The organism is Marinimicrobium sp. (genome assembly GCF_002695945.1).
Classification (GTDB): domain Bacteria; phylum Pseudomonadota; class Gammaproteobacteria; order Pseudomonadales; family Cellvibrionaceae; genus Marinimicrobium; species Marinimicrobium koreense.
In genome coordinates this window covers 1-21,310 of sequence record NZ_NZQP01000017.1, presented here as the reverse complement: position 1 = coordinate 21,310, position 21,310 = coordinate 1, and the positions used below count along the sequence as shown (strand labels likewise).

Annotated in this window: 17 protein-coding genes; 12 read left to right on the top strand and 5 right to left on the bottom strand. The window is 57.5% G+C overall.

Going from position 1 to position 21,310, the window contains the following annotated elements:
* Positions 1-10 precede the first annotated feature (10 nt).
* The 3 genes from flgL (at position 11) to CMG77_RS02720 (ending at position 4,209) form a co-directional block, all read left to right on the top strand.
* Positions 11-1,621, top strand: coding sequence for a flagellar hook-associated protein FlgL (flgL, locus tag CMG77_RS02730; RefSeq protein ID WP_286807113.1), 1,611 nt, complete (start codon positions 11-13; stop codon positions 1,619-1,621).
* A gap of 10 nt (positions 1,622-1,631) precedes the next feature.
* Positions 1,632-1,961: a flagellar protein FliT gene (locus CMG77_RS02725; RefSeq protein WP_286807114.1), complete on the top strand. Its 330-nt coding sequence runs from the start codon at positions 1,632-1,634 to the stop codon at positions 1,959-1,961.
* 289 nt (positions 1,962-2,250) lie between these two features.
* The gene (locus CMG77_RS02720) at positions 2,251-4,209 is read left to right on the top strand and encodes a putative bifunctional diguanylate cyclase/phosphodiesterase (protein ID WP_286807116.1); all 1,959 of its coding nucleotides are present in this window, start codon (positions 2,251-2,253) and stop codon (positions 4,207-4,209) included.
* A 24-nt stretch (positions 4,210-4,233) separates the two neighbouring features.
* Here the strand turns inward: CMG77_RS02720 and CMG77_RS02715 are convergent, their stop codons facing one another.
* Positions 4,234-5,154 carry a LysR family transcriptional regulator gene (locus CMG77_RS02715; RefSeq protein ID WP_286807117.1) on the bottom strand — a complete coding sequence of 307 codons (921 nt, stop codon included), beginning with the start codon at positions 5,152-5,154 and terminating at the stop codon, positions 4,234-4,236.
* A gap of 147 nt (positions 5,155-5,301) precedes the next feature.
* On the opposite strand from CMG77_RS02715, the gene CMG77_RS02710 reads away from it, so the two are divergent.
* Genes CMG77_RS02710 through CMG77_RS02700 form a run of 3 tightly spaced genes read left to right on the top strand, consistent with a single transcriptional unit; the run spans position 5,302 to position 9,175 of the window.
* Positions 5,302-7,287, top strand: a complete 1,986-nt coding sequence (locus CMG77_RS02710; protein ID WP_286807118.1) for a ligand-gated channel protein — start codon at positions 5,302-5,304, stop codon at positions 7,285-7,287.
* Positions 7,287-8,351 (top strand): PepSY-associated TM helix domain-containing protein, encoded by a 1,065-nt coding sequence (locus CMG77_RS02705; RefSeq protein ID WP_286807119.1) that lies wholly within the window; start codon positions 7,287-7,289, stop codon positions 8,349-8,351. Before CMG77_RS02710 ends, CMG77_RS02705 begins: the two co-directional genes overlap by 1 nt.
* Entirely contained in the window at positions 8,348-9,175 is an 828-nt protein-coding gene (locus CMG77_RS02700; RefSeq protein ID WP_286807121.1) for a DUF4198 domain-containing protein, read from the top strand. Before CMG77_RS02705 ends, CMG77_RS02700 begins: the two co-directional genes overlap by 4 nt.
* A gap of 326 nt (positions 9,176-9,501) precedes the next feature.
* Here CMG77_RS02700 and CMG77_RS02695 read toward each other — a convergent pair whose 3' ends face one another.
* The 3 genes from CMG77_RS02695 to CMG77_RS02685 form a co-directional block, all read right to left on the bottom strand.
* Complete coding sequence (locus CMG77_RS02695; protein WP_286807122.1) at positions 9,502-10,671, bottom strand: lipase family protein; 1,170 nt, start codon at positions 10,669-10,671, stop codon at positions 9,502-9,504.
* A 33-nt stretch (positions 10,672-10,704) separates the two neighbouring features.
* Positions 10,705-11,226 carry a DUF6795 domain-containing protein gene (locus CMG77_RS02690; RefSeq protein WP_286807124.1) on the bottom strand — a complete coding sequence of 174 codons (522 nt, stop codon included), beginning with the start codon at positions 11,224-11,226 and terminating at the stop codon, positions 10,705-10,707.
* A gap of 299 nt (positions 11,227-11,525) precedes the next feature.
* Positions 11,526-12,491, bottom strand: a complete 966-nt coding sequence (locus CMG77_RS02685; protein WP_286875086.1) for an Rpn family recombination-promoting nuclease/putative transposase — start codon at positions 12,489-12,491, stop codon at positions 11,526-11,528.
* Positions 12,492-12,955: 464 nt separating this feature from the next.
* Here CMG77_RS02685 and CMG77_RS02680 point away from each other — a divergent pair, with 464 nt between their 5' ends.
* The 6 genes from CMG77_RS02680 (at position 12,956) to CMG77_RS02655 (ending at position 20,275) form a co-directional block, all read left to right on the top strand.
* Entirely contained in the window at positions 12,956-14,722 is a 1,767-nt protein-coding gene (locus tag CMG77_RS02680) for a flagellin N-terminal helical domain-containing protein (RefSeq protein WP_286903565.1), read from the top strand.
* Between the two features lie 83 nt (positions 14,723-14,805).
* Positions 14,806-15,210 carry a flagellar protein FlaG gene (locus tag CMG77_RS02675; protein ID WP_286807139.1) on the top strand — a complete coding sequence of 135 codons (405 nt, stop codon included), beginning with the start codon at positions 14,806-14,808 and terminating at the stop codon, positions 15,208-15,210.
* 264 nt (positions 15,211-15,474) lie between these two features.
* The gene (gene fliD, locus CMG77_RS02670; protein WP_286876304.1) at positions 15,475-17,487 is read left to right on the top strand and encodes a flagellar filament capping protein FliD; all 2,013 of its coding nucleotides are present in this window, start codon (positions 15,475-15,477) and stop codon (positions 17,485-17,487) included.
* Positions 17,488-17,776: 289 nt separating this feature from the next.
* Positions 17,777-18,169, top strand: a complete 393-nt coding sequence (gene fliS, locus CMG77_RS02665) for a flagellar export chaperone FliS (protein WP_286903564.1) — start codon at positions 17,777-17,779, stop codon at positions 18,167-18,169.
* Between the two features lie 2 nt (positions 18,170-18,171).
* Positions 18,172-18,447 (top strand): hypothetical protein, encoded by a 276-nt coding sequence (locus tag CMG77_RS02660; RefSeq protein WP_286807133.1) that lies wholly within the window; start codon positions 18,172-18,174, stop codon positions 18,445-18,447.
* 379 nt (positions 18,448-18,826) lie between these two features.
* Positions 18,827-20,275 (top strand): sigma-54 dependent transcriptional regulator, encoded by a 1,449-nt coding sequence (locus CMG77_RS02655; RefSeq protein WP_286807134.1) that lies wholly within the window; start codon positions 18,827-18,829, stop codon positions 20,273-20,275.
* Positions 20,276-20,299: 24 nt separating this feature from the next.
* On the opposite strand, the gene CMG77_RS02650 is transcribed toward CMG77_RS02655, so the two are convergent.
* Positions 20,300-21,208: a helix-turn-helix domain-containing protein gene (locus tag CMG77_RS02650; RefSeq protein ID WP_286807135.1), complete on the bottom strand. Its 909-nt coding sequence runs from the start codon at positions 21,206-21,208 to the stop codon at positions 20,300-20,302.
* Positions 21,209-21,310: the final 102 nt, after the last annotated feature.

Below are 21,310 nucleotides of genomic sequence, written 5' to 3'. Positions count from 1 at the left end.
GGTTTTACCCATGCGCGTTTCCACCTCACAGATTTACAATATCGCCGACATCGGCATGCGCGATGCCCAGTCCGCGGTTAATAAAACCAGCGAACAGATCAGCACGGGCAAGCGGGTGCTGAGTCCGGCGGACGACCCGGTGGCGGCGGTAACCATTCTGCGCCTGACCCAGAATCTCGGGCGTCTGGAGCAGTATGAAAAAAACATCAATGCCGCCGAGAACAGCCTGGATCAGGAAGAGGTGGCGCTGGAAGCGGTCGTCAACGTCATCCAGCGTATCAAAGAGCTGACCGTCCAGGCCGGTAATACCGGTACCCTAAATGCCAGTAACTACAAAGCCCTGGCAGCGGAAGTGGATACCCGCATTGAAGAGCTGCTCAACTTGCAAAACAGCCGCAACGCCTCCGGACAGTACATGTTTGGCGGCCACCAGGGCGGCGAAGCGCCATTTGTGGACGAAGGACAGGGCAACTTTACCTATCAGGGCGATGAGGGGCAGCTGAATATTCAGCTCTCGGAGTCGGTCACCATTCCGGTGTCGGATTCCGGCAAGCGGTTGTTCGTGGATGTGCCCAGCGGCCACAATACCTTTAACACCCGAGCGAACAGCGACAACCTGGCGGTGCCCCCGGCGAAAATCAGCGTCGGCCGCATTGTCGATCAGGAAGCGTTCGACAAGTTTTCTCCGCGCGGTATGGAGATCACTTTCAACGCGCCGGAAAATGTTACGCCGGCCGCTGCCAACTACACCATTACCGATGATAAAGGGCGGGTGCTGGTAGAGAACGCCCCTTACCGGTCCGGCGAACCCATCGAGCTGAACGGCATTCAGTTTACCGTCAGTGGCCAGCCTTACAGCGGCGAAGCGGCGGTGCCCAGCACTCTGGACTTTGGCGCCGTGACCCCGACGGACTTCAGTGCCGGGCCGGAAACCATCACCCTCTCCGTGGGCGGAAAAACCGAAACTCTGGTGCTGGACCAAGCGGTGAATAACGCTGCGGATCTGGCGGCGGCCCTGTCCAGCTCTGTGGAGACCGTCGGCGGCAGCGGTGCGGCCGACAATGCCGACAAACTGGCGAATCTGGGCATTACGGTGGACGCCACCGGCCTGCAGGTGCCCAACGGCCAGAACCTAACAGTGCGCAGCGGCACCGCTAACACTGACGCGGCCTTTGGCTTCGCCACCCAGAACGCCGGCACCACCGCCACCAACGGCGAGCTGGCGGTTCCGGGGGACGGTTTCCAGGTGCGCAGCACCGACAAGCAGGGCCTGCTCACCACCTTGTCGCGTTTTAGCGAGGCCCTGCACGCCTACGATGGTACCGATGAAGGAAAGGAGAACATGCGTGAGCTGGTGGCGAAAACCCTCACCAACCTGGACACCGGACTCGACCGGGTATCCGAAGTGCAGGGCGAAATCGGCGCGCGCTTGAATACCCTGGAAAGTGTCCGTAACCTCAATAGCGACACCAAGCTGCAAAGCGAAGAGCTGCTCAGCCAGGTGCGCGATGTTGACGTTGCGGAGGCCTCCACCCGCCTGCAGATGCAGAGCTTTATCCTGAGCGCCGCCCAACAGACCTTCGTCAAAGTCAGCAACCTGAACTTATTCAACTTCCTGTAAAGGCCCATCAATGACCCGAGACGATGACCTCCTGGCGCCCCTGAACCAGCTTCAGGCTCACATTGAAACCCTGCAGGCTCTGGCCGAAACCGGACGTTGGGACGAGTTCTCGGCCTTGAGCGAAGAGCGTGAAGCGCTGTTAGAGAAGGTCAATGACGGGGAGTTTCTGATCGAAGTGGCCAAGGCCGGCCAGGAGCAGGCTTTCCGCGACCAGGTGGCTGACATCCAGCGCCTCAACGATCACATTACCGAACTGGCCGAAGCCACCAAATCCGACATCGCCGCCGAACTCAAAAAGCAGAACCATCAGGACAAGGCCATCAAGGCCTACAAACCTTGACCGAAAAGTGTGGTTACGGCAGATAGCACGGCAGGCCGCGTAGGGCGGATAAGCCGAAGGCGCATCCGCCGTAACGCAACCCCAAAACCCAACTGAACTCCACACCCGCCGTAAACCAACGGTTCACCCCGACACCTCACCACACCGGCAGAAAACCGGCACTTCTGCACCGGGGTGGCGCATTATTCATCTTTATGTTACTATGTTGACCATCCAATCGTTTGTAAGACTCCCCCAATAACCCATATCACCCCAACACTCACCAAATACTGGAGAGGTTAATACCCCTATGCCGGGCAAAAAACTGACCGCCGTGATCGTCGCGCTCGTAGCCCTCATCACCCTGTCGTTGGTGGTGCTGGGAGGCAATGCCTTGATAGGGCTGCATGACACCATGGAATCGGCAGCGGACAACGAGCACATTGAGGGGATTACCTGGGCGGGGGCACTGATCAGCGCTATCCTGGTCGGCTGCGTTCTGGCCCTGATCTTCAGCCTGGACAAGGCCGGACGGTTGTCCCAGTTGATCCGTCGGCTGCGGGAGGAGTCCTTCCAAAACGCCTATCAGAAGGCGCAGTTGGAGCAGTTCTTTGCTATCTCACCGGATATCCTCTGCACCCTGGACCAGCAGGGAGGCTTTTTGCAGGTTAACCCAGCAGCCAGTCGTATTCTGGGCCGAACTCCCGAAGACATGGGGGGCAGCCGATTTCTCAGCGTTATTTGTGACGGTGACCGCCCTGAAGTGGTCAAGCAGATCAACAGTCTACTGTCTCACGGAGAAAACCACGTCAGCTTTGATGCCCGCACCAAAACCGCCAACGGCAGTCACCGTTGGGTCGAGTGGAGTTTTGTCAAAGTGGACTGGGAGACCCTTTACTTCGGTTACGGACGGGATATCCACGACCGCAAAGTCATGGAAAAAGAGCTTCAGCACAGTGCGTTCCATGACAAGCTCACCGGCGTCGCCAACCGCGAGCTGTTTCTGGATCGTCTGTCTCAGACCATTCACCGCACTCGCCGGCACCCAGCCCCTTTTGCTGTGTTGCTTATGGATATCGACAACTTCAAAACCATTAATGACAGCTATGGCCACCAGGTGGGCGATAGCTTATTGAGGCTTTTCTCTCAGCGCATTCAGGATCAGCTGCGCCCTGAAGATACCTTGGCCCGGTTCGGCGGCGATGAGTTTATCTTGCTTGCCGAGCACGTGGCTGACCACAACGCAGCCGCCAGCCTGGCCGAGCGCATTCTGGAAAGCCTACGACGGCCGTTTACTGTGAGTGGCACTGAGTTTGATGTGGGCTCCAGCGTCGGTATTACCCTGGAATCCGGCCAGGAGCAAAGTGCGGATACGCTGATTCGTAAGGCCGACCTGTCTCTGTATAAAGCCAAAGAGGCAGGGAAGGGCACCTACTTTATTTATGATCAGGCACTCAGCAATGAGCAGCGTTCCAGAGCCAGACTGGAAACCGAGCTGCGCAAAGCGCTTCAGAATCAGGACTTGAAAGCCCACTTTCAGGCCATCACCGATGTGCCGACGGGTAATCCGAGCGGCTGTGAAGTGCTGTGTCGCTGGCACCACCCCGAGCTGGGCGTCATGAGCCCGGAAGACTTTGTCCCCGTAGCCGAGGCGGCCGGGCTGATTGGCGACATTGGTCGCCAGATGCTCACCCAGGCCTGCGCCGCGCTTCAGCAGTGGCGGGCCAATGGTGTTGTACCCTGCGAGTTCGCCATCAGTGTCAACCTGTCACCCAAAGAGTTCTTTCAGGTTGACCTGGTGCCGTTTATTCAGCAAACCCTGCAAGCCTATGGGCTGAGCGGCCGAAACCTCAGTCTGGAGGTCACGGAGGGCGTGTTGATCGAACGCGACGAAGAGGCGAGCAAAATTCTGAATCGGTTGCGCGATTTGGGAATCCGCATTTACGTGGATGACTTCGGCACTGGCTACTCGTCGTTGAGCTACCTGCGCACCCTCCCTGTGGACGGCATTAAGCTGGACAAGAGCTTTATTGAGAAAATCCACTCCGCCAAAAAGAGCCAGGAGATTGCCCGCACCGTACTGGAGCTGGCCAAGGTGCTCAAGCTGCGCTCCATCGTAGAAGGCATCGAAACCCGCGAGCAGCTGGATTTCGTTACCGATCTTGGCTTCGGCTACGCTCAAGGCTTTGGTCTCCATCGTCCCTGTGACAAAGATGCCTTTGCACTCTGGATGGCGACCCAGGAATCCAGGCAAGCCGGTGCCGCTTGACTCGTTCGGCTCCAGGCTTCTCTCTCACCCCACCTCCGGCATGGCCTCTGATATGTCGTCAAACCACTGCTGCAGACTGTCGATGACGGCGCGGGTTTTCGCGGGCATGGTGTCGCGGCTGGGGGCCAGGGCATGAACACTGAAGCTGGGTGCCCGCCACTGCGGTAACAGTTGTATTAATCGGCCGCTGCGCAGCGCCTCCCGCACCTCCGGCTCGGGCAGCAGCCCGTAGCCCACGCCATCCTGAACAAGCTGTATCGCCACTTGCATATTATTCACCCGAATTCGCGGTCGGGGTAGCGGTAGCGCCTCGCCGGTAAGGTGGTGGGTCAGCCTGTCGTTGAATCGCCGTTCGCGCACGGTATGTGCAATGTAACCCTCCCCGCTCAGGCCCTCGGGGCGTTCAATCGGCTTTGCCAGTTGAGCATGCCCCGGCGCGGCACACAGCACAAAATGCCAGTCCACCAGATGTCGGGCTACCAGGGAAGAATCGGCCAATGGGCCGATGCACAGCGCCAGGTCCGCGCCCGCGGCAATCAGGTCCGGGTTTTCGTCACCGAAGCTCAGGTCCAGGCGTAACCGGGGAAACTCCCGCGTGAGCTGCTTGAGCGGCTCGCTGAGTAGGCCCGCACCAAAGCCCACCGGTGCTATGACTTTCAAGGTGCCGCAGGGGGTGCCCTGCAGCTGCTCTATGTCCTCCCGCGCCTTCTCGGCCACTTCCAGCATGGTGCGGCAGCACTGGTATTGAATTTTGCCGGCCTCCGTGAGCACCAGATTTCGGGTGTTGCGGTTGAACAGGCTGAGGCCCAGATCACTTTCCAGCTTCTGCAGTTGCTGACTGACCGCCGAGGTGGTCATGTGCAGGTCCTCAGCGGCCGCACCCATTCGACCCAGCTCCACGGTACGGGTAAACACCCGGATTGCCCTCATCATTTTTGCGTTCATTACCAATACCCCTGTTCGCGATTATCCAGCGCTGCTTAAGAGTGATTCCAAATACCCTTGATTGAGCGAGCAGCAGCAAGAGTTTACATTACGAATGCAAACAATTCTCATTAAGTTTATCAAAAAGTTGCAATGGAGGAAATATTCTTGGGACTGATTCGACACGTCTTGCCCGTCGCTTTACTTGCTGTCGGCGCCACCACCGCGTGGGCTCAGGGCAGCGCACCACGGCAACTGGCGCTCGCTCCGCTGGAAACCATCGTCATTACCGCCAGTGGCCATGAGCAGGAACTGAAAGACGCTCCGGCGTCCATCAGCGTGATCGACGGTGAGCGGCTGTCCCAGCGTTTCTACCGGGATGTGACGGACGCCATTGCCGATGTGCCCGGAGCCATCGTCACCGGTGGTGGAGACCGGGAAGACATCAGTCTGCGCGGCATGGGCAGCAGCTACACCCTGATTCTGGTGGACGGCCAGCGCCAGAGCTCGCGGGAAACCCGGCCCAATAGCGACGGCCCGGGGGTGGAAGGGGAGTGGACTCCACCGCTGGTGGCCATTGAGCGGATCGAAGTGGTGCGCGGCCCCATGTCGTCTCTGTACGGTTCTGACGCCATTGGTGGGGTGATCAACATCATCACCAAGAAAACGCCGGAACACTGGCGCTCGGAAATCCGGCTGGACACCACCGTTCAGGAGCGCAGCGAGTCCGGCAACATTCACCAGGTCAACCTGTTTACCGCCGGCTCCATCATTCCCGATGTACTGGGCTTACAGGTCAACGGTCGGTTTACCCAGCGCGGAGAAGACGACATCGTCGGCGGCTTTCGCGGTAAGGACTCTGACACGCTGAACGTCAAGCTGGCGCTTACCCCCGGGGATGACCATGAAGTCATTCTGGAGGCGGGCAAAGCGTCCCAGGTCATCGATGCGACCCTGGGAAAAACGGTGGAGCCTCTGGCGCCCGGTGAAGCCTGTGATAGACGCGGTTGCCCGGAATCCTCGACCACCGAATACGACAGTGAAACCCTGGCGCTGACCCACAATGGCCGTTGGGATCGCCTGACGCTGCGTAGCTACGTCAAACGTGACGAGTATGAAAACCGGGCGAGGGCGATGGCCATTTCCAACACGGACTTCCAGACGCTCGGGACCTTGCCGTTGGGCGATCATCACGTGAGCTTCGGCGGTTCCTATCTTCAAGAGAAACTCGACGACCGCACCAGTAACCAGGTCAGCGACCGCACCACGATTGAGGGTTCCCAGTGGTCCCTGTTCGCCGAAAACGAATGGCAGGTGGCCACGCCTTTTTCCTTGACCACCGGCCTGCGCTATGACGACAACGACCAGTTTGGCGGCCACTGGAGCCCGCGCCTGTACGGCAACTGGGCCATCACCCGGGACACTACCCTCAAGGGCGGGGTGTCTACCGGCTACAGTGCGCCCGACCTGCGCGCCACAGTACCGGATTGGGGGCAGGTCAGCCGCGGCGGCAACGTCTATGGCAACCCGGACCTGGAGCCGGAAACGTCTGTCAGTCAGGAGCTCGGTATCTACACCACCTTTGCCGACACCCTGGACACCTCACTGACGGTTTTCCACAACGCTTTCGAGGACAAGATTACCCGCGTGGCCTGCCCGGATACGATTTGCGATGCCGGCCCCAACCAGTTCGGTTCATTGCCTACGACGCGAATCAATATTGACGAAGCGGTTACCCAGGGTATTGAAATCACCGCTTCCGCCGACCTGAACGACGCCTGGTCCCTGAGTGGCAACTACACCTATACCGACTCGGAACAGAAAACCGGGGAGTACGCCGGAAGCCCGCTGAATCAGCTACCGAAGCACATGGTACAGACCTCGGTTACCTGGCGCCCGACCGACACGTTCAACGGTTGGCTGCGCGTCATTTACCGAGGCGAAGAAAGCCAGCCCACTACCGGGCCATCCCAGGACAGTTTGATTGCGCCGTCCTACACCACCATTGACCTTGGCGGCAACTACCAGTTGGCCGAACGCCTCAAACTGGGTGTTGGGATTTATAACCTGGGCGATGAAGAGATCAACCTGGACGACTACGGCTATGTGGAAGACGGCCGACGCCTCTGGCTGTCCCTGGCCTGGAGCCTGTAATGGCCCAGTCGCTTACCCGCAAAATTTGGAACGTGCGGAATTGGCACTGGGTCAGCTCCGCCATTTGCCTGGCAGGGATGATGTTGTTTGCCATCACCGGCATCACCCTCAACCACGCCGGGCAAATCGACGGTGAAGCCAAGGTCCATACCGAGTCTGCCCAGGTGCCGGAGGCGTTGCTCGTCCGGCTGGAAGAGGGCCAGCCGCTGCCGGGTGCATTCGTGCACTGGTACGCCGATACCACCGGCGACCGGATTCGCCCGGAGGCCGAGGTGACCTGGAGCGACTACGAATTCTATGCCAGTTTTCCCCGCGCCGGAGGCGATCGTTGGTTCACCGTGGACCGGGAAACCGGGGCCTTCTACCAGGAGGTGACCGACCGGGGCTGGATTGCCTACTTCAATGACCTGCATAAAGGCCGGAACACCGGCTGGGTATGGCGGCTGTTCATCGATGTGTTTTCCGTCGCCTGTATCGTGTTTTCCATAACGGGGCTCATTCTTTTGAAAAAGCACAGCAAAAAACGCACAACCACCTGGCCATTGGTCATGGCCGGCATTCTGATTCCCATTCTGTTACTGGTCATTCCAGCGCACGCCAGCGCCGAAGATCAACTACAGGTGGAGATTCCGCGCCTGCCCGTGGCCGAATATCACGCACCCTACGTTGCCATCTGGTTGGCGGACGAGCGGGGCAAGCCAGTGTTCGACATCGCCCTCTGGTACGACCTGCGAATGGCGAATCGGGAAGGCGAAAAATGGCTGAAGGACCTGCGCCTATGGTGGCGCCGCAGCGGCCGGTTTGCGGACCTTCCCATCGACGGTGTTACCGGAGCCACCCGCCGACCGGGGCAGACCACCGTGGACCTGACGCCTTTCAGAACGCGATTGAATCAACTACCGGCGGGGCGCTACTCGATTGTCGTCGAAGCAGCCCGTGAACTGGGCGGCCGGGAAACCGTCGAGCTGCCTCTGACTCTGCCGGCCGATACATCTTTTTCCACCACCGAAGCGGGCGAGCACGAGCTCGGCGCTATAACCCTGACATTGGAGTCCAACGAATGAAACTGATCAGAACGCTTACTGCTACCCTGCTTGCGCTGGCATTGTTCGCCTCCCAGGCCCAAGCCCATCGCCTGTGGATCAAACCGAACACCACGGTCGTCTCGGGCGAGAATGAATGGATCACCTTTGATGCCGCGATTGCCAACGGCATTTTCAATCCCGACCATCACGCCTACCCACTGGAACGGCTGACCGCCTGGAACCCGGAAGCCAGCAAGATCGAGCTGCAAAACGGCCAGCGCCTGAAGTACCGCAGCGTCTTCGACCTCAACCTGACAGAGGAGGGCACCTACAAGGTGTTCAGCGCGAGCCGCACCCTGGTCGCCCGCTGGACCGACGAAAACGGCGAGCGCCACTTCTGGCCCGGCCGTGGGCGCACCGGCACAGAGGCGGAGTTTCGCAACCAGGTTCCGCAAGAGGCTGCGGACTTGCAGGTCACCGACGCGGCAAACCGCATCGAGGTGTTCGTCACCGCCGGGGCTCCCACCGACGCGGTATTGAAACCCACCGGCCAAGGGCTAGAATGGGCACCCGGACTGCATCCGAACGACTTGTACACTGGCGAGACGGTGACGTTCGGCTTTCTGTTCGACGGCCAACCGGCAAAAAACGCCAGCCTGACCCTGGTGAGGGAAGGGGAAAAATATCGCGATCAGTCCCGGCCCACCACCGGCACCACAAATGCCAAGGGTGAAGTCACCGTAACCTTTGAAGCGCCCGGCATGTACTTTCTGGAAGTGGAATACGAGGATGACGACGCCGCGCCGCCCGCAAGCCAGCGGCGTGGTAGCTATTCCGCGGTGGTTGAGGTCTTGCCGTTATAATAACGGCACCACATGGGTGCCCTACGTGGTTGGCATCCTTTGCGGGGAATCACAGTCCACGATGCTGGTCAGCTGTGTAGGGCACCCATGCGGTGCCGTCTAACGTCATTCAATTACCAGCGAGTGCAAACACCTCATCACGCGGCCCCGCATCCAACACCCGATCACCCCAGGCCTGCCAAGTCCAGCGTAGGGTGGCATAAGGCCGAAGGCCGTCATCCACCATTCTCAGCTTCGTTTCAGACTCCAATCGGTGGATGACGGGGCTTGCGCCCCTTATGCCACCCTACGGCCAAGGACCCGTGCGGAGGACGTCCGCGTGTTTGCTAATCCGCTTGTCCATTTACTAACGACTGGTTTAGCACCCTCTGCACCAACGCGTTCACTTTGTGTTGCAGCTCCATCAGAATATGCCGCAAATACGTCCGGCTAATATCCGCACTTTCCACCACTTCAGGCCGACCAATCAGCATCAGGATTTTACGTACCAGGTATAGAACCCAACGAGAAACGGTGTCAGCGAGTTTGATGCCCTTGTTCAGAATAACTGCTATGGAATCCAGCAACGTCAACTGCGTCGATCCCGCGCCAGACAGCAAGCGGGCCGCCCCAGCCATGCAGCGCTCTAGAACATAAATCAGTGCTCGCCCAAGCCACTCGAGGCTATCAATGCTGAAACTGACCAGGTGGTTGCTTAATAACCAATGTTCAATTTCGCGGTCCGAACCTGACCCTTTCGGCTCAGCCAGAACCGGCCAGTTTTTTGAGCCAATGCTGGTGGCGTACTCGCCAATACTGTGGTCGCGAAGGGTTGGGATCGTCCCGATCGCTGGGAGTCGGTAGGTCTGGCCCTGCAAAGGTGCGTGAAGAAATGGCCAGATTGGGACGTAGGGCACCACGTCTGAACGGCGATACACCCGGTAAATATTGGGCGAGCTTAATGTTTTGGACAGGGTGCTGGCGAAGCCGTGTAACCCCACGCGTGGCGCTCCGAAGGTGTAAAGGCACGGTTTTCTATGGTACGCCAACTCGATCCATTCAGCGCACAAGCTGGCGATCGCGCCGCCCAGACTGTGGCCAATGCAATGGATCTGGGTACCGGAAATGCTCGGCATTAGCGACAATAGCTGTGGTCGAATGGATTTAAACGCATCGCTAAAGCCGGCGTGTACCGGCTGATTATTGCTGGAGCGAGCGAGAGTGAAATTAGCGTTGGTCAGCCAATCGGCCAAGTAGTGGGTGCCTCGGAACACCAGAAACGAATGACCTGCGAAACGGTCCCGACCTGTCAGGCAAAGCCCAAACGCTGTCCGGCACTTTATAAAACTGGGCCCTCCCGTTTGGGCGGTCAGCATAGTGTTATCGTTAAACTGGAAAATGTTTTTATAGCGTCGCTGAAATTCTTCGAGCCCGGCGCGGTAGGATGATTCTTTTGAAAGCAAGTAAACGTCTCGAGCGAGAACAGCGGCTTGGGCTGGGCTTAGCGGGTTTTGCATACTCATCTCCTTGTATTAAATGCATACCTTTTGTCAGTCTTTCTCTGAACCTACACCGTTCTCCCATATCCAGTCTTCAGAGGGGTCCGGTTTGACATCCCAGTTACATCGACTGAAAATTGGTCCGCCGTTCACGGTGATGCTCTTTTCCTCATCAAAAAGCTCACAAGTTACATTGAGAGGTGTTCCGCGAGACTCGGCATTACGCTCCGATGTTCGTTTAATACCGCGCCATATCTGGATTTCGGAGCTATCGTAAAATGCTGTCAGGCTTTGCGAAGCCACAAACTCCATCGGTAGAAACTTGGCGACGGTTCGCTCGGTCATTTCCGGGAAGTGAAAATGGCCGTCGGCATCGGTCGTGGTTTCATCCTGGTGCTCTGATTGCCACTTGGCCGTTCGGACCAGGCGGACGTTTGCCGCCGGCATCCCATTGGCCATCAGCACCCCTGACATTTCTGAAAACAGGCAAACTTTGCCGATATCGGTAAGACTCATCGCACAAACTCCCACAGAGGTAAGGGCCAGAAGGACCAACAATAAGGACTTCAGCATGCTGAAGGTTCCTGGAGGAATGGGGTTTCGGGTGGGATAGGGGGTTGGTGGTCCATAATCGCTCCTTGTGGTGTGGATTCCTGATGGTGAAAACTATCACCGGGCATGTGCGGGGGCAAGAGGTCAGGCGGGGTTTTGTGAACCAGGTCAAAACGCCATCTGCGCGCCTCGAAAGGTCGGACCGATTGCGCCCTGCGCAAATTGCCTTTCTATCCGTAGGGCGGATAAGCGCCGCAAGGCGCGCATCCGCCGTTGCCCAGCATTCACGAATGGCCTCTATGTGGTGCCGTCTACATCCCTCAGCCACCAGACGACAAAAATACGTCGTCAAGCGAGTTCGCATCCAACACCCGGTCACCCCAGGCTTCGAGCTGCTCCAGAGGGGCAGTTTCCACCTTTTCCCTGGTCGCCTCGTCAACCGCTCCAAACCGCTTGCTTAAAAAGCGTAGCAACATCGCCGCCGCTTCTTGCTGTCGGCCTTCACGTTTCCACTGTTCAGTCCAATCGTCCAGCTTTTCCGCCAACATGGCATCTACCTCGTTCAGGTTCTGAAGCTCCGGGATGGCTTCGTCTCTAAATCTTACTCTCAACAGCCGGTTTAGCCAAATAGCGACCGAGCGCTGCAAAGGGCGGCTGTTCGGGCCGCTGAGCAGGGCGGTAAGCTGCTTTACTCGGTGGTGCAGCTCCTGGGTACTCTGGCTGAAGCCCAGGCCGATCACATGGCCCAGCACGTTGTCGGGGTACGCATCACTGAAACGGTCGGGAATATCCTGCTCCTCTACCAGGCAGTAGCTCAACTCCGGCACAAAGCGGGCCAGGCCCGGATGGGGCCGGTGTACCAAATCCGCCATATTGATCGGCCCGGTCCAGTCGCGTGTGCCGCTATAGAGGACGATAGGCAGCACCGGCGGTAGCTTCTGGCCCTTGCGCAGGGGCTCATGGCGAATGATGTCCTGATAAAGCAGACCCACATAGGTCATGATCCGACAGGCCATAAAATAGTCATCTGACGACTGAAACTCGATCAACAGGTAAAGATACAGCCAATCCGGCCCCATTTTCACCCGCCAAATGCTGTCATCGTGGCGCTCGCGCAGGTCATCGGTGGCGAAGCTGGCCTTTAGCGGCTCTAAGGTGTCAAAGTCCAGCTCGTTGATCCATTCGGGTTTGATGAACCCTTCGAGCAGGTCCTTAACCATCCTGGGGTTGCTGAACAGCAGTTTGTACCCCGTGTCAAATGGGGTGGAATCCTTGGATTTTGGCATATTGCCTCCCAAAAACTGTTTGGATATACAGTATCTGGGCGGGGTTACAGTGTCAACGCTTCATGGGGCGACAAGTACAGGAAGGCTATCCGGTGGATGACGGGGCTTGCGCCCCTTATGCCACCCTACGGTAAGCGTAGAGCGAGGCCCGTAGGTCGGATTAGCGCGAAGCGCGTAATCCGACAACCAGGGCCAGAATATCCGGATTTTGGGGGTTATTTGTTGGATTACGCTTCGCTAATCCAACCTACTTGAGGGTTGTAACACTCTTAACTCACTGAAATTAAAAGGAAAATCAAAAATCAAGCGGCTTTGGCGCAAAAAATCCAAAAATACCCTAAAGCTCCCCGGGGATGGGTCGATAACCTTTACAGAAGACCTGGTGACCGACTGTTCCGGGCTTCACTGTCCGAATGATCCACGGCTGGTAAAGCCTGTGAACTAAACAACTTAGGAGATCCATCATGGCTCTAGTTATCAATACCAACGTTGCTTCACTGAACTCACAGCGTCAGCTGATGCAGTCAGGAAATGCTCTGGACCAGGCCACCGAGCGCCTGTCTTCCGGCCAGCGCATCAACTCCGCCAAAGACGACGCCGCCGGCCTCGCCATTTCCAACCGCATGACCTCCCAGGTCCGTGGTCTGGACCAGGCCATCCGTAACGCCAACGACGGCATTTCCATGATCCAGACCGCCGAAGGCGCTCTGCAGGAAACCACCAACATTCTTCAGCGGATGCGTGAGCTTTCGGTTCAGTCTGCTAACGGTATCTACACCGACGGCGACCGCGAAACCCTGAACTCCGAAGTGGAGCAGCTGCGTGAAGAGATGAACCGTATTGCGGCTGAAACTTCGTTTAATGGCCAGAAACTGCTGGACGGCTCGCTGGGTGAGGTAGATCTCCAGGTCGGTGATCAGTCCCGTCAGATTATCAGCCTTGAAGTGCCTACTATGGACGCCAAAAATCTTGGTGGTACTGCAGGTGGAGATATTGTTGGTGTCGCTATGAACATTACCGCTGCCAACTATGGAAGCGATACGGCTCCTTTTAGTGACAACATTGAAATCAACGGTCAGACGGTTCGCTCAAGCGAATTGAATGCTGCTGGAAACTTGAGTGAGCTTCTGGGTGTTATTAACGATAGTGTTTCAAACGTGCGTGCGACAGCGGTGACTGAAACTGTAGGGAGTAGTGGATCCTCCGTGACGGGTGTACTGAGCGGCGCTGATGAGATTATGAAATTTGATCTCGTTAACGCGGACGGAGTAACTTCAAGCTTTGAGGTCTCAAACACGGGCAGTATGGAAGCTTTAGTAAACAAGATTAATCAGTCCGCAGACGGTAAAATTGACGCTAGCCTTTCTGACGACGGTGGCTTAGTTTTGTCAAGCGAGGATGGAACAAGTATTGCGGTTTCGTACGTCGATTCTCTTGGTGCTGCCATTAGTGATCCAGGCACAACAGGAATTGCTGCAACAACCTACGGTCCGCGTTTAGCCCTCACATCAACGGATAACAGTGGGATTACTATTAATTACGCAGCGGCAGCAGATGCTAATGTGCTGGGCATCGACTCTCGTTTTGCCGCCGGTACTATCCAGGGCGCAGAAATTGTGGATGGAAGTGAAGACGATCTCGATGAAGGAGCGTTGATAATTAATGGTATTGAGATTGGTGCGGTTACAGCTGATACGAGCGCAACTGGTGCCGGCGCCGCTACCGCTGACCTGATTCGTGACGCGATCAATGCAAAATCAGCTGAGACAGGCGTTACGGCTTCTTCTTCTGCTGGTGTTCTTGAGCTCGAGTCAGTTTCAGGGGACGAGATCTCGGTTAAATATGGAGACGTAACGAACGCCGCGAGTTTAGCTAATACGGGCTTGCGTGAGACCAATACTGTAGAGAGTTTTGGTGACAACATCGCTAACATAGATATTTCCACCCAGGAAGGTGCCCAAAACGCCATCGACACCATCGACCGCGCTCTGGTAGAAATTAACGATGTCCGCGCCGAGCTGGGTGCTGCCAACAACCGCTTGGACTTCACCATCTCCAACCTGTCCAACGTCAGCGAAAAGACCTCCGCGGCCCGTTCGAGGATTATGGACGCCGACTTTGCGGCGGAAACCGCCAAGTTGAGTCAGGCGCAGGTGCTGCAGCAGGCCTCCCAGGCCATGCTGGCTCAGGCCAACGCCCGTCCGCAGCAGGTGCTGCAGCTGCTCCAGTAAGCTGAGAGTCTCCGCCGGGTAACCGGCGGAGCACTTCAGGTGCTGATGAGTAGCCTTGAGTGACCCTTACCGAGGGTAATACCATGAGTGACGTAACCAATATCCACAGCTACGGTCGGTCCGATGCCTTAAGCGGCACGGCTCGGTCCGTTTCACCCGGTACCAGCCGGGACGCGGTTGAGGGGGGCAAGAATTTGCCGCCCTCTTCGTCGTCTCAGCCGGTGGTGGAGTTGCAGAGCCCGGCACAGGATCAAACCGCTTTGGCGGAGGATCTGAGCGAGGCGGTAAGCCAGATGAACGATTATCTGCAAGCCAGCCAGCGGGACCTGCGGTTCTCCATTGACGAGGAGTTGGGTGAAACCATTGTGAAGGTGCTGGATCGCGAGACCCAGGAGGTGATTCGGCAGATTCCCAATGAGGTTTTTTTGGATATCGCCCGTAGCCTTCAGCCGGATGAGCCGGTGCACTTTTTCAGTGAACAAGCGTAGTGGACACCAATATTGGTGATCAAGAGGGGCCTTACGGCCCCTTTTTTGCATCTGTAGTTTAAGGGTTTATTATCGGTTAAAGTTTGTGCAAAAGCGGCCGATAGCGTTGTAGGGCACCCGTGTGGTGCCGGTATGTCCCGGTTGTCGGGGCTTTGACGGCGGCTTTGGGTTACGGCGGATGCGCGCTCCGCGCTTATCCGCCCTACGCGAGCTCTGGGTTATACGCCGTGACCTGGTCCCGCAAATCAATATCAGAGGTTCGCAATGGCAAGCATAGGCAGCGATATTATCAACCGGATCGGTGGTGGCAGCGGTGTCAACACCTCCAAGCTGGTGGATGACCTGGTGGGCCTGCAGCAGGCGCCAGAAGAGCAGCGGCTGGAAACCCGCGAGCAGCGGATTGACGCTCAGATATCCGGTTACGGCCTGCTGCGCAGCGCCGTGAGCGATCTGGACTCGGCCGTTCAGGGCCTGGCCAATGAGGACACCTTTAACGCCAAGCAGGCCTCCATTTCCGACAACTCCCTGATGGCCGTCAACGAGCTGAACCCCGACGCGGTGCCGGGTAACTACCGTGTGCGGGTCAGCCAAGTGGCGCAGTCCCAGTCGTTAGCGTCAGGCACCTTTGCCAGTCTGAATGACGAAGTGGGCACTGGTACGTTGAATTTGCGTTTTGGGGACTGGGATGGAAGCGGAAATTTTACCCTTGCCCCGGTTGCCGAAGGCGCCAGCATTGAAATCGACGACAGTAACAACAGCCTGACGGGCCTGCGAGATGCCATCAACAAAGCGGATATCGGGGTCCAGGCCAGTATTGTGGGGCAGGAGGGCAACTATCAATTGCTGCTGACAAGCCCTACCGGTGCTCAGCGGGAGCTGGAAATCACCGCCACCGAGGATGCCGGTGCGCTGGGCCTGGCGCAGTTCAATTACAACGAAGTGGAACAGGGCTTTACTCAACAGCAGGAGGGTAAAGACGCGATTCTGAGTGTGAACGGCCTGGAGGTTACCCGCACCACCAATACCATTGATGATGTGATCGATGGTATGACCTTCGATATTTTGAACGCCGACCCGGCCCAGGAAATCAGTATCAACGTCAGTGAGGATCGGGCTCTGGCGGAAACCGCCATTCGGGATTTTGTCGAGGCCTACAATACCTTCGTCAACGAAATGCAGCGCCTGCGGGATACCGACACCGATGAAGACGGGCAGGGCAGCCTGAATAATGACTCCCTGGCGGGTAATCTGATGCGCTCCGTTCGTGGGCAGATCAGCGCGGCGGTGCCCGGGTTGGATCAGGGTATAGACAGTCTGGCCAGCATTGGTATTCGTACCCGCCTGGACGGCACTCTGGAGTTTGCCGATGACGGTGAAGACACGGACTTCAGTGCGGTATTCAGCAGTCAATTTGAAGCGATACGGGACCTGTTTGTGCCGAGCATGGAGTCGTCCAACGCCCGGATCACTCCCAGCAACTTCGGTAACCGCACTCAGTCCGGGACTTACGAGGTAGAAATTACCCAGGATGCTACCCGTGGTTTCCTGACGGCCGACCCCGCCACCATGCCTCTCGATGTCACGAGTGACGATTACAGTTTTACCATTGAAGTGAATGGCCGCGAGTCAGCGATGATCAGTTTGCCTCAAGGAAGTTACGCCTCTCTGGAGGACGTGGCCACCGAGTTGCAGACGTTGATCAACGCCGATTCAAACCTGCGGGAGGGCGGCGCACGGGTGAACGTTACGGTGGAAGGTGGTGCCTTAAAATTTGAGTCCAACACCTATGGACGTGACAGTTCCGTGGCGATCACCAGCGTGGGCGCCAATGCGGGTGCTTTGGGCTTGAGTGAAGCCGCTGGCACCACCGGTTTGGATGTGGCCGGCACCATCAATGGCGAAGAAGGTTTTGGTTATGGCCGTATTTTGCGTGGTGCCTTGCGCTCGCCGGCGGAAGGTTTGGCTTTGGAAATTGCCGACGGCGCGAGCACGGCGACGGTGAATTTCTCGCGTGGTTTTGGTTCCGGGTTGTTGTCGACCCTGGATACTTATGTGCGTAATTCCGGATTGATTTCCGAGCGGGAAAGCACCTTGAAGGACGACCGAGTTGAGGTATCCGAAGCCCGCGAAGCCATGGAGCGGCGCAGTGAGGCGTATCGGGCGCGGTTGGAGGCGCAGTTTTTGAATATGGAACGGATTGTCCGGAGTTTGAATAGTACCGGGAGCTTTTTGGAAGGTATTAATGACCGGTTGCCGTTTACGGCGCCGCCGCGGTAAGTGGTTGAGTTTGGTTTTGGTTTGGGTGTTGCGTTGGGGTAGGGCAGATTGCGCGGAGTTTACGGTGAGGGTATTACGTTGGTTTGCCGGCGGATGCGCTTCGCTTATCCGCCCTACGGATAGCACGGGGTCGCGTAGGGCGGATAAGCGCGCAGCGCGCATCCGCCGTTGCTGAACTCGAAAACACCCACCAAAATCAGCTAAAGTTTCCCCCTCCACAGCCGCAATAAAGGTTAGTCCGATGGTAAAAACCACCGATGATGACGACAACCAAGAACGGGGAACCGGTATGAACGCCTACGCTCGTGCGGCACAGAATTACTCTTCCATGAAAGTACAGTCCAGCGCCATGGACGCCTCTCCCCACCGCCTGATCCAGATGTTGTTCGAAGGGGCCCTGGAGCGTATCGCTCAGGCCAAGGGTGCGATGCAGCAGAATCAGGTGGCCCGCAAAGGCGAGCTGATCGGCAAGGCCATCAACATTGTGGCGGGCCTGCAGGGCAGCCTGAGTGATAAGGAAGGCGGCCAGCTCTCGGAAAATCTGGATGACCTCTACGATTACATCATCCGCGCTCTGACCGAAGCCAACTACAAGAACAGTCTGGAGCGGCTGGACGAGTGCGGCCGCCTGCTGGGCGAGCTCAAGTCCGCCTGGGATGGTATTGCCGATCAGGCCCGATAATCATGGCGCTGTCAGCGGTTCCCAACCCCGATTACCATGGGGAAGCCGGGGTAGAGCAGGTGCGCCAGTTGCGTAATGAGCTGGTGCAGGCCCTTCGGGCTGAGGATTGGTGGACGGTCCGTGAGCTGGATCGGGCCTGTGCCGGGTTGGTTGAGCGGGTGATCGCGGCCAACGGTGGCGATGGGACGGCCCTGGTCCGGGCATTGAGTGAGTTGAAGGGTGTTTATGCGAATTTGATTGAGCAGTGCCAGGAGGAGGTTTTGAAGCTGGCGTTGTGAGTGGGGCGGGCCCATTGGGTTGCGAGGGTGCGTTACATTGGGTTACGGCGGATGCGGCCTCCGGCCTTATCCGCCCTACGCGGAGCGCGTGGAGTACGTGAAGCGCGCGGAGTACGCGGAGGTTGGTGCTGTTCTTCTTCTTGACGTTTTCTGCGTCATTTTTTTGTCAATTTGGCCGTTTTGGGATTGCTCCCGGCGGCTATCCCTGCCAGAATCCCCAATAATGTGACACATTTCACATTCTTCGGGCGCTTGTCTTGGGGGCGCCCGGTTTTCCGACGTCTGTCCTGAATCGACAATTATTTGACTCCGGTCGAGGCGTCGGCTATTGGTTTAACAAGGCTAGCGGTTTAGAAAAATGGATAAAGGGCCAACTCGCATGTGGCGTAACACCAATGTTCTGATTGTCGATGATAATGAACAACGGCGCAGGGAGCTCGGAGTCATTCTGGAGTTCCTGGGGAAAACGGTCAGCACCACCGGGTGGGCCGGCTGGCAAGCCGCCCACGAGGACGCTGACGATGCCGATGAGCGGGGTGTCATGGCGGTGTTTCTGGGCGAAACTCCCAAGCCCCGGGAGCTTGAGTCCCAGCTGAAAGACATCCGCGACTGGCAGGACGACGTGCCGGTCATCATGCTGGAGGAGCGCACGCTGCCCGAGTCCGCCGCGCCCGAGCTGGCCCGGATGATCATCGCCAGCATGACAGTCCCCCCCGCCTACAACCAGTTACTGGACACGCTGCATCGCGCCCAGCTCTATCGCCAGGCTCAGCAGGCCAGCCGGCGCCAGCCTACGCGCCGTCCGGTCCACCTGTTTCGCAGCCTGGTGGGCACCAGCCGCCAGATCCAACAGGTGCGCGACATGATGGCCCAGGTGGCGGATAAGGACGTGTCGGTGCTGATCACCGGCGAGTCGGGCACCGGTAAAGAAGTGGTGGCCCGCAATCTGCACTACAACTCCCCCCGGCGTGACAAACCCTTTGTTCCCGTAAACTGCGGCGCCATTCCCGCCGAACTGTTGGAAAGCGAGCTGTTTGGCCATGAAAAAGGAGCGTTCACCGGTGCCATCAGTGCCAGGGCCGGTCGGTTTGAGCTGGCGGAGGGGGGCACTCTGTTTCTGGATGAAATTGGGGATATGCCCCTGAATATGCAGGTGAAGATTCTGCGGGTTCTGCAGGAGCGCTGTTTCGAGCGGGTGGGCAGTAATAAGACTACCAGTATCGACGTGCGGGTGATTGCCGCGACCCACCGGGACCTCGAAACCATGATCAGCGAAGACCGGTTCCGCGAGGATCTGTTCTATCGACTGAACGTTTTCCCCATTGAATTACCCGCTCTGAAAGATCGCTCAGAAGATATCCCGCTGCTGATCAATGAACTGATCTCCCGTCTGGAAAGCGAGGAGCGCGGCTCCATCCGCTTCAATTCCGCTGCCATTCTCTCGCTGTGTCGTCATCCCTGGAGTGGCAACGTGCGCGAGCTGGCAAACCTGGTGGAGCGCATGGCAATCATGCACCCTTACGGCGTGGTGGGCGTTCAGGATCTTCCCGTCAAATACCGCCACGTGGACGTGGTGGAGGAAGATTTTGGTGTGGCCACCGAGCAGGAGGCGCTGAACGGCCAGGCGGGCTATGTCAGCATGAACGATACGCCGCTGTTGCCGGAGCAGGGCATCGACCTGCGCGAGTACATCAACAACATGGAGCGGGAATTGATTCAGCAGGCCCTGAATGATTGCGGTGGCGTGGTGGCCCGGGCTGCGGATCGGTTGAGTGTTCGGCGCACGACCCTGGTTGAGAAGATGCGGAAGTATGATTTGCAGCGTTGATTGAAGTCAGCGGGGGTTGTCGGATTACGCTTCGCTCCGAAACGTCGGACCGATCCGACCTACGGGGCTGCGGCGAATGTTTTCCCGGTACTCGCTGGGGGTCATGCCGGTGGCGCGTTTGAAGCAGCGGTTGAAGGTGGATTTGCTGTTGAACCCCGACTGTTCCATCACCTGCATCATGGAGTCGGGCCCATCCTCGGAAGCAATGATGGATTTCGCCCGTTCGGTGCGAAAATCGTTTACATACTCAAAAAAGTTCTTGTTCAGCCGACGATTGATGATGCTGGACACCAGCTTGCTGGATAATCCCATGGTACTGGCCAGCCGCTCCAGGCTCAGCTCCGGGTCCAGATACAACTGCTGCTCTCGCATTACCTGGTGGATCGATTGAGCCAGGGACGCCTGTTCATCTTCATTCCCGATTGCAACGCTATTGAGCCCCGGCGCTTCGGAGACCCCGCGAAACGTCTGCGACTGGGTCAGGCTGTACACCACCAGTGATGTGATGAAAAAAACGTTGAGGTAGTTGCCCAGCACGCCGGTCAGGTTGGCCATTCCCCGATGTTCAAACAACAGATGGCTCAGATAACTCGTCAGGTACAGACTCCAGATAACCAGAAAGCCGATCACCAGCAGCCGGAGCCACCAGGGGTCCACGCTTTTCAGGTTGGAGTAGCCCTGCTCCAGGTGCCGATGGTAGGTCGCCAATAGCCGATAACTGATCAAGCCGTAAGTAAAGTAGAGGCCGTATTTGACGAACAGGTACAGCTGAAACGGGAGATCGTGGAACAGCACCTCATAGTCATACCTCGCCCGGGCGAAAAACCCCTCGTCGCGCACCAGAAGGTAAAAGGGCAGAAGCAGGGTGATCAGCAATGCGGGCGCGAAGTGCAGGAGTCGGCGTCGACACCAGTTGAAGTCCGAAAACAGCATCGACTTTAGTTTGACGTGAAAACCCACGTCCTTAGGACGTGGTCATGAGTGACAGGCTTGGCCTGTTACGAAAGGTAGGCCCATGTTATATCCGGGTTGAGT

Coding starts and splice junctions, on each gene's coding strand:
- CMG77_RS02725 (WP_286807114.1), top strand. CDS start 1,632: ATGACCCGAGACGATGACCTCCTGGCGCCCCTGAACCAGCTTCAGGCT.
- fliD (WP_286876304.1), top strand. CDS start 15,475: ATGGCAAGCATAGGCAGCGATATTATCAACCGGATCGGTGGTGGCAGC.
- CMG77_RS02675 (WP_286807139.1), top strand. CDS start 14,806: ATGAGTGACGTAACCAATATCCACAGCTACGGTCGGTCCGATGCCTTA.
- flgL (WP_286807113.1), top strand. CDS start 11: ATGCGCGTTTCCACCTCACAGATTTACAATATCGCCGACATCGGCATG.
- CMG77_RS02715 (WP_286807117.1), bottom strand. CDS start 5,154: ATGAACGCAAAAATGATGAGGGCAATCCGGGTGTTTACCCGTACCGTG.
- CMG77_RS02655 (WP_286807134.1), top strand. CDS start 18,827: ATGTGGCGTAACACCAATGTTCTGATTGTCGATGATAATGAACAACGG.
- CMG77_RS02680 (WP_286903565.1), top strand. CDS start 12,956: ATGGCTCTAGTTATCAATACCAACGTTGCTTCACTGAACTCACAGCGT.
- CMG77_RS02720 (WP_286807116.1), top strand. CDS start 2,251: ATGCCGGGCAAAAAACTGACCGCCGTGATCGTCGCGCTCGTAGCCCTC.
- CMG77_RS02660 (WP_286807133.1), top strand. CDS start 18,172: ATGGCGCTGTCAGCGGTTCCCAACCCCGATTACCATGGGGAAGCCGGG.
- CMG77_RS02650 (WP_286807135.1), bottom strand. CDS start 21,208: ATGCTGTTTTCGGACTTCAACTGGTGTCGACGCCGACTCCTGCACTTC.
- fliS (WP_286903564.1), top strand. CDS start 17,777: ATGAACGCCTACGCTCGTGCGGCACAGAATTACTCTTCCATGAAAGTA.
- CMG77_RS02685 (WP_286875086.1), bottom strand. CDS start 12,491: ATGCCAAAATCCAAGGATTCCACCCCATTTGACACGGGGTACAAACTG.
- CMG77_RS02705 (WP_286807119.1), top strand. CDS start 7,287: ATGGCCCAGTCGCTTACCCGCAAAATTTGGAACGTGCGGAATTGGCAC.
- CMG77_RS02700 (WP_286807121.1), top strand. CDS start 8,348: ATGAAACTGATCAGAACGCTTACTGCTACCCTGCTTGCGCTGGCATTG.
- CMG77_RS02690 (WP_286807124.1), bottom strand. CDS start 11,226: ATGCTGAAGTCCTTATTGTTGGTCCTTCTGGCCCTTACCTCTGTGGGA.
- CMG77_RS02695 (WP_286807122.1), bottom strand. CDS start 10,671: ATGCAAAACCCGCTAAGCCCAGCCCAAGCCGCTGTTCTCGCTCGAGAC.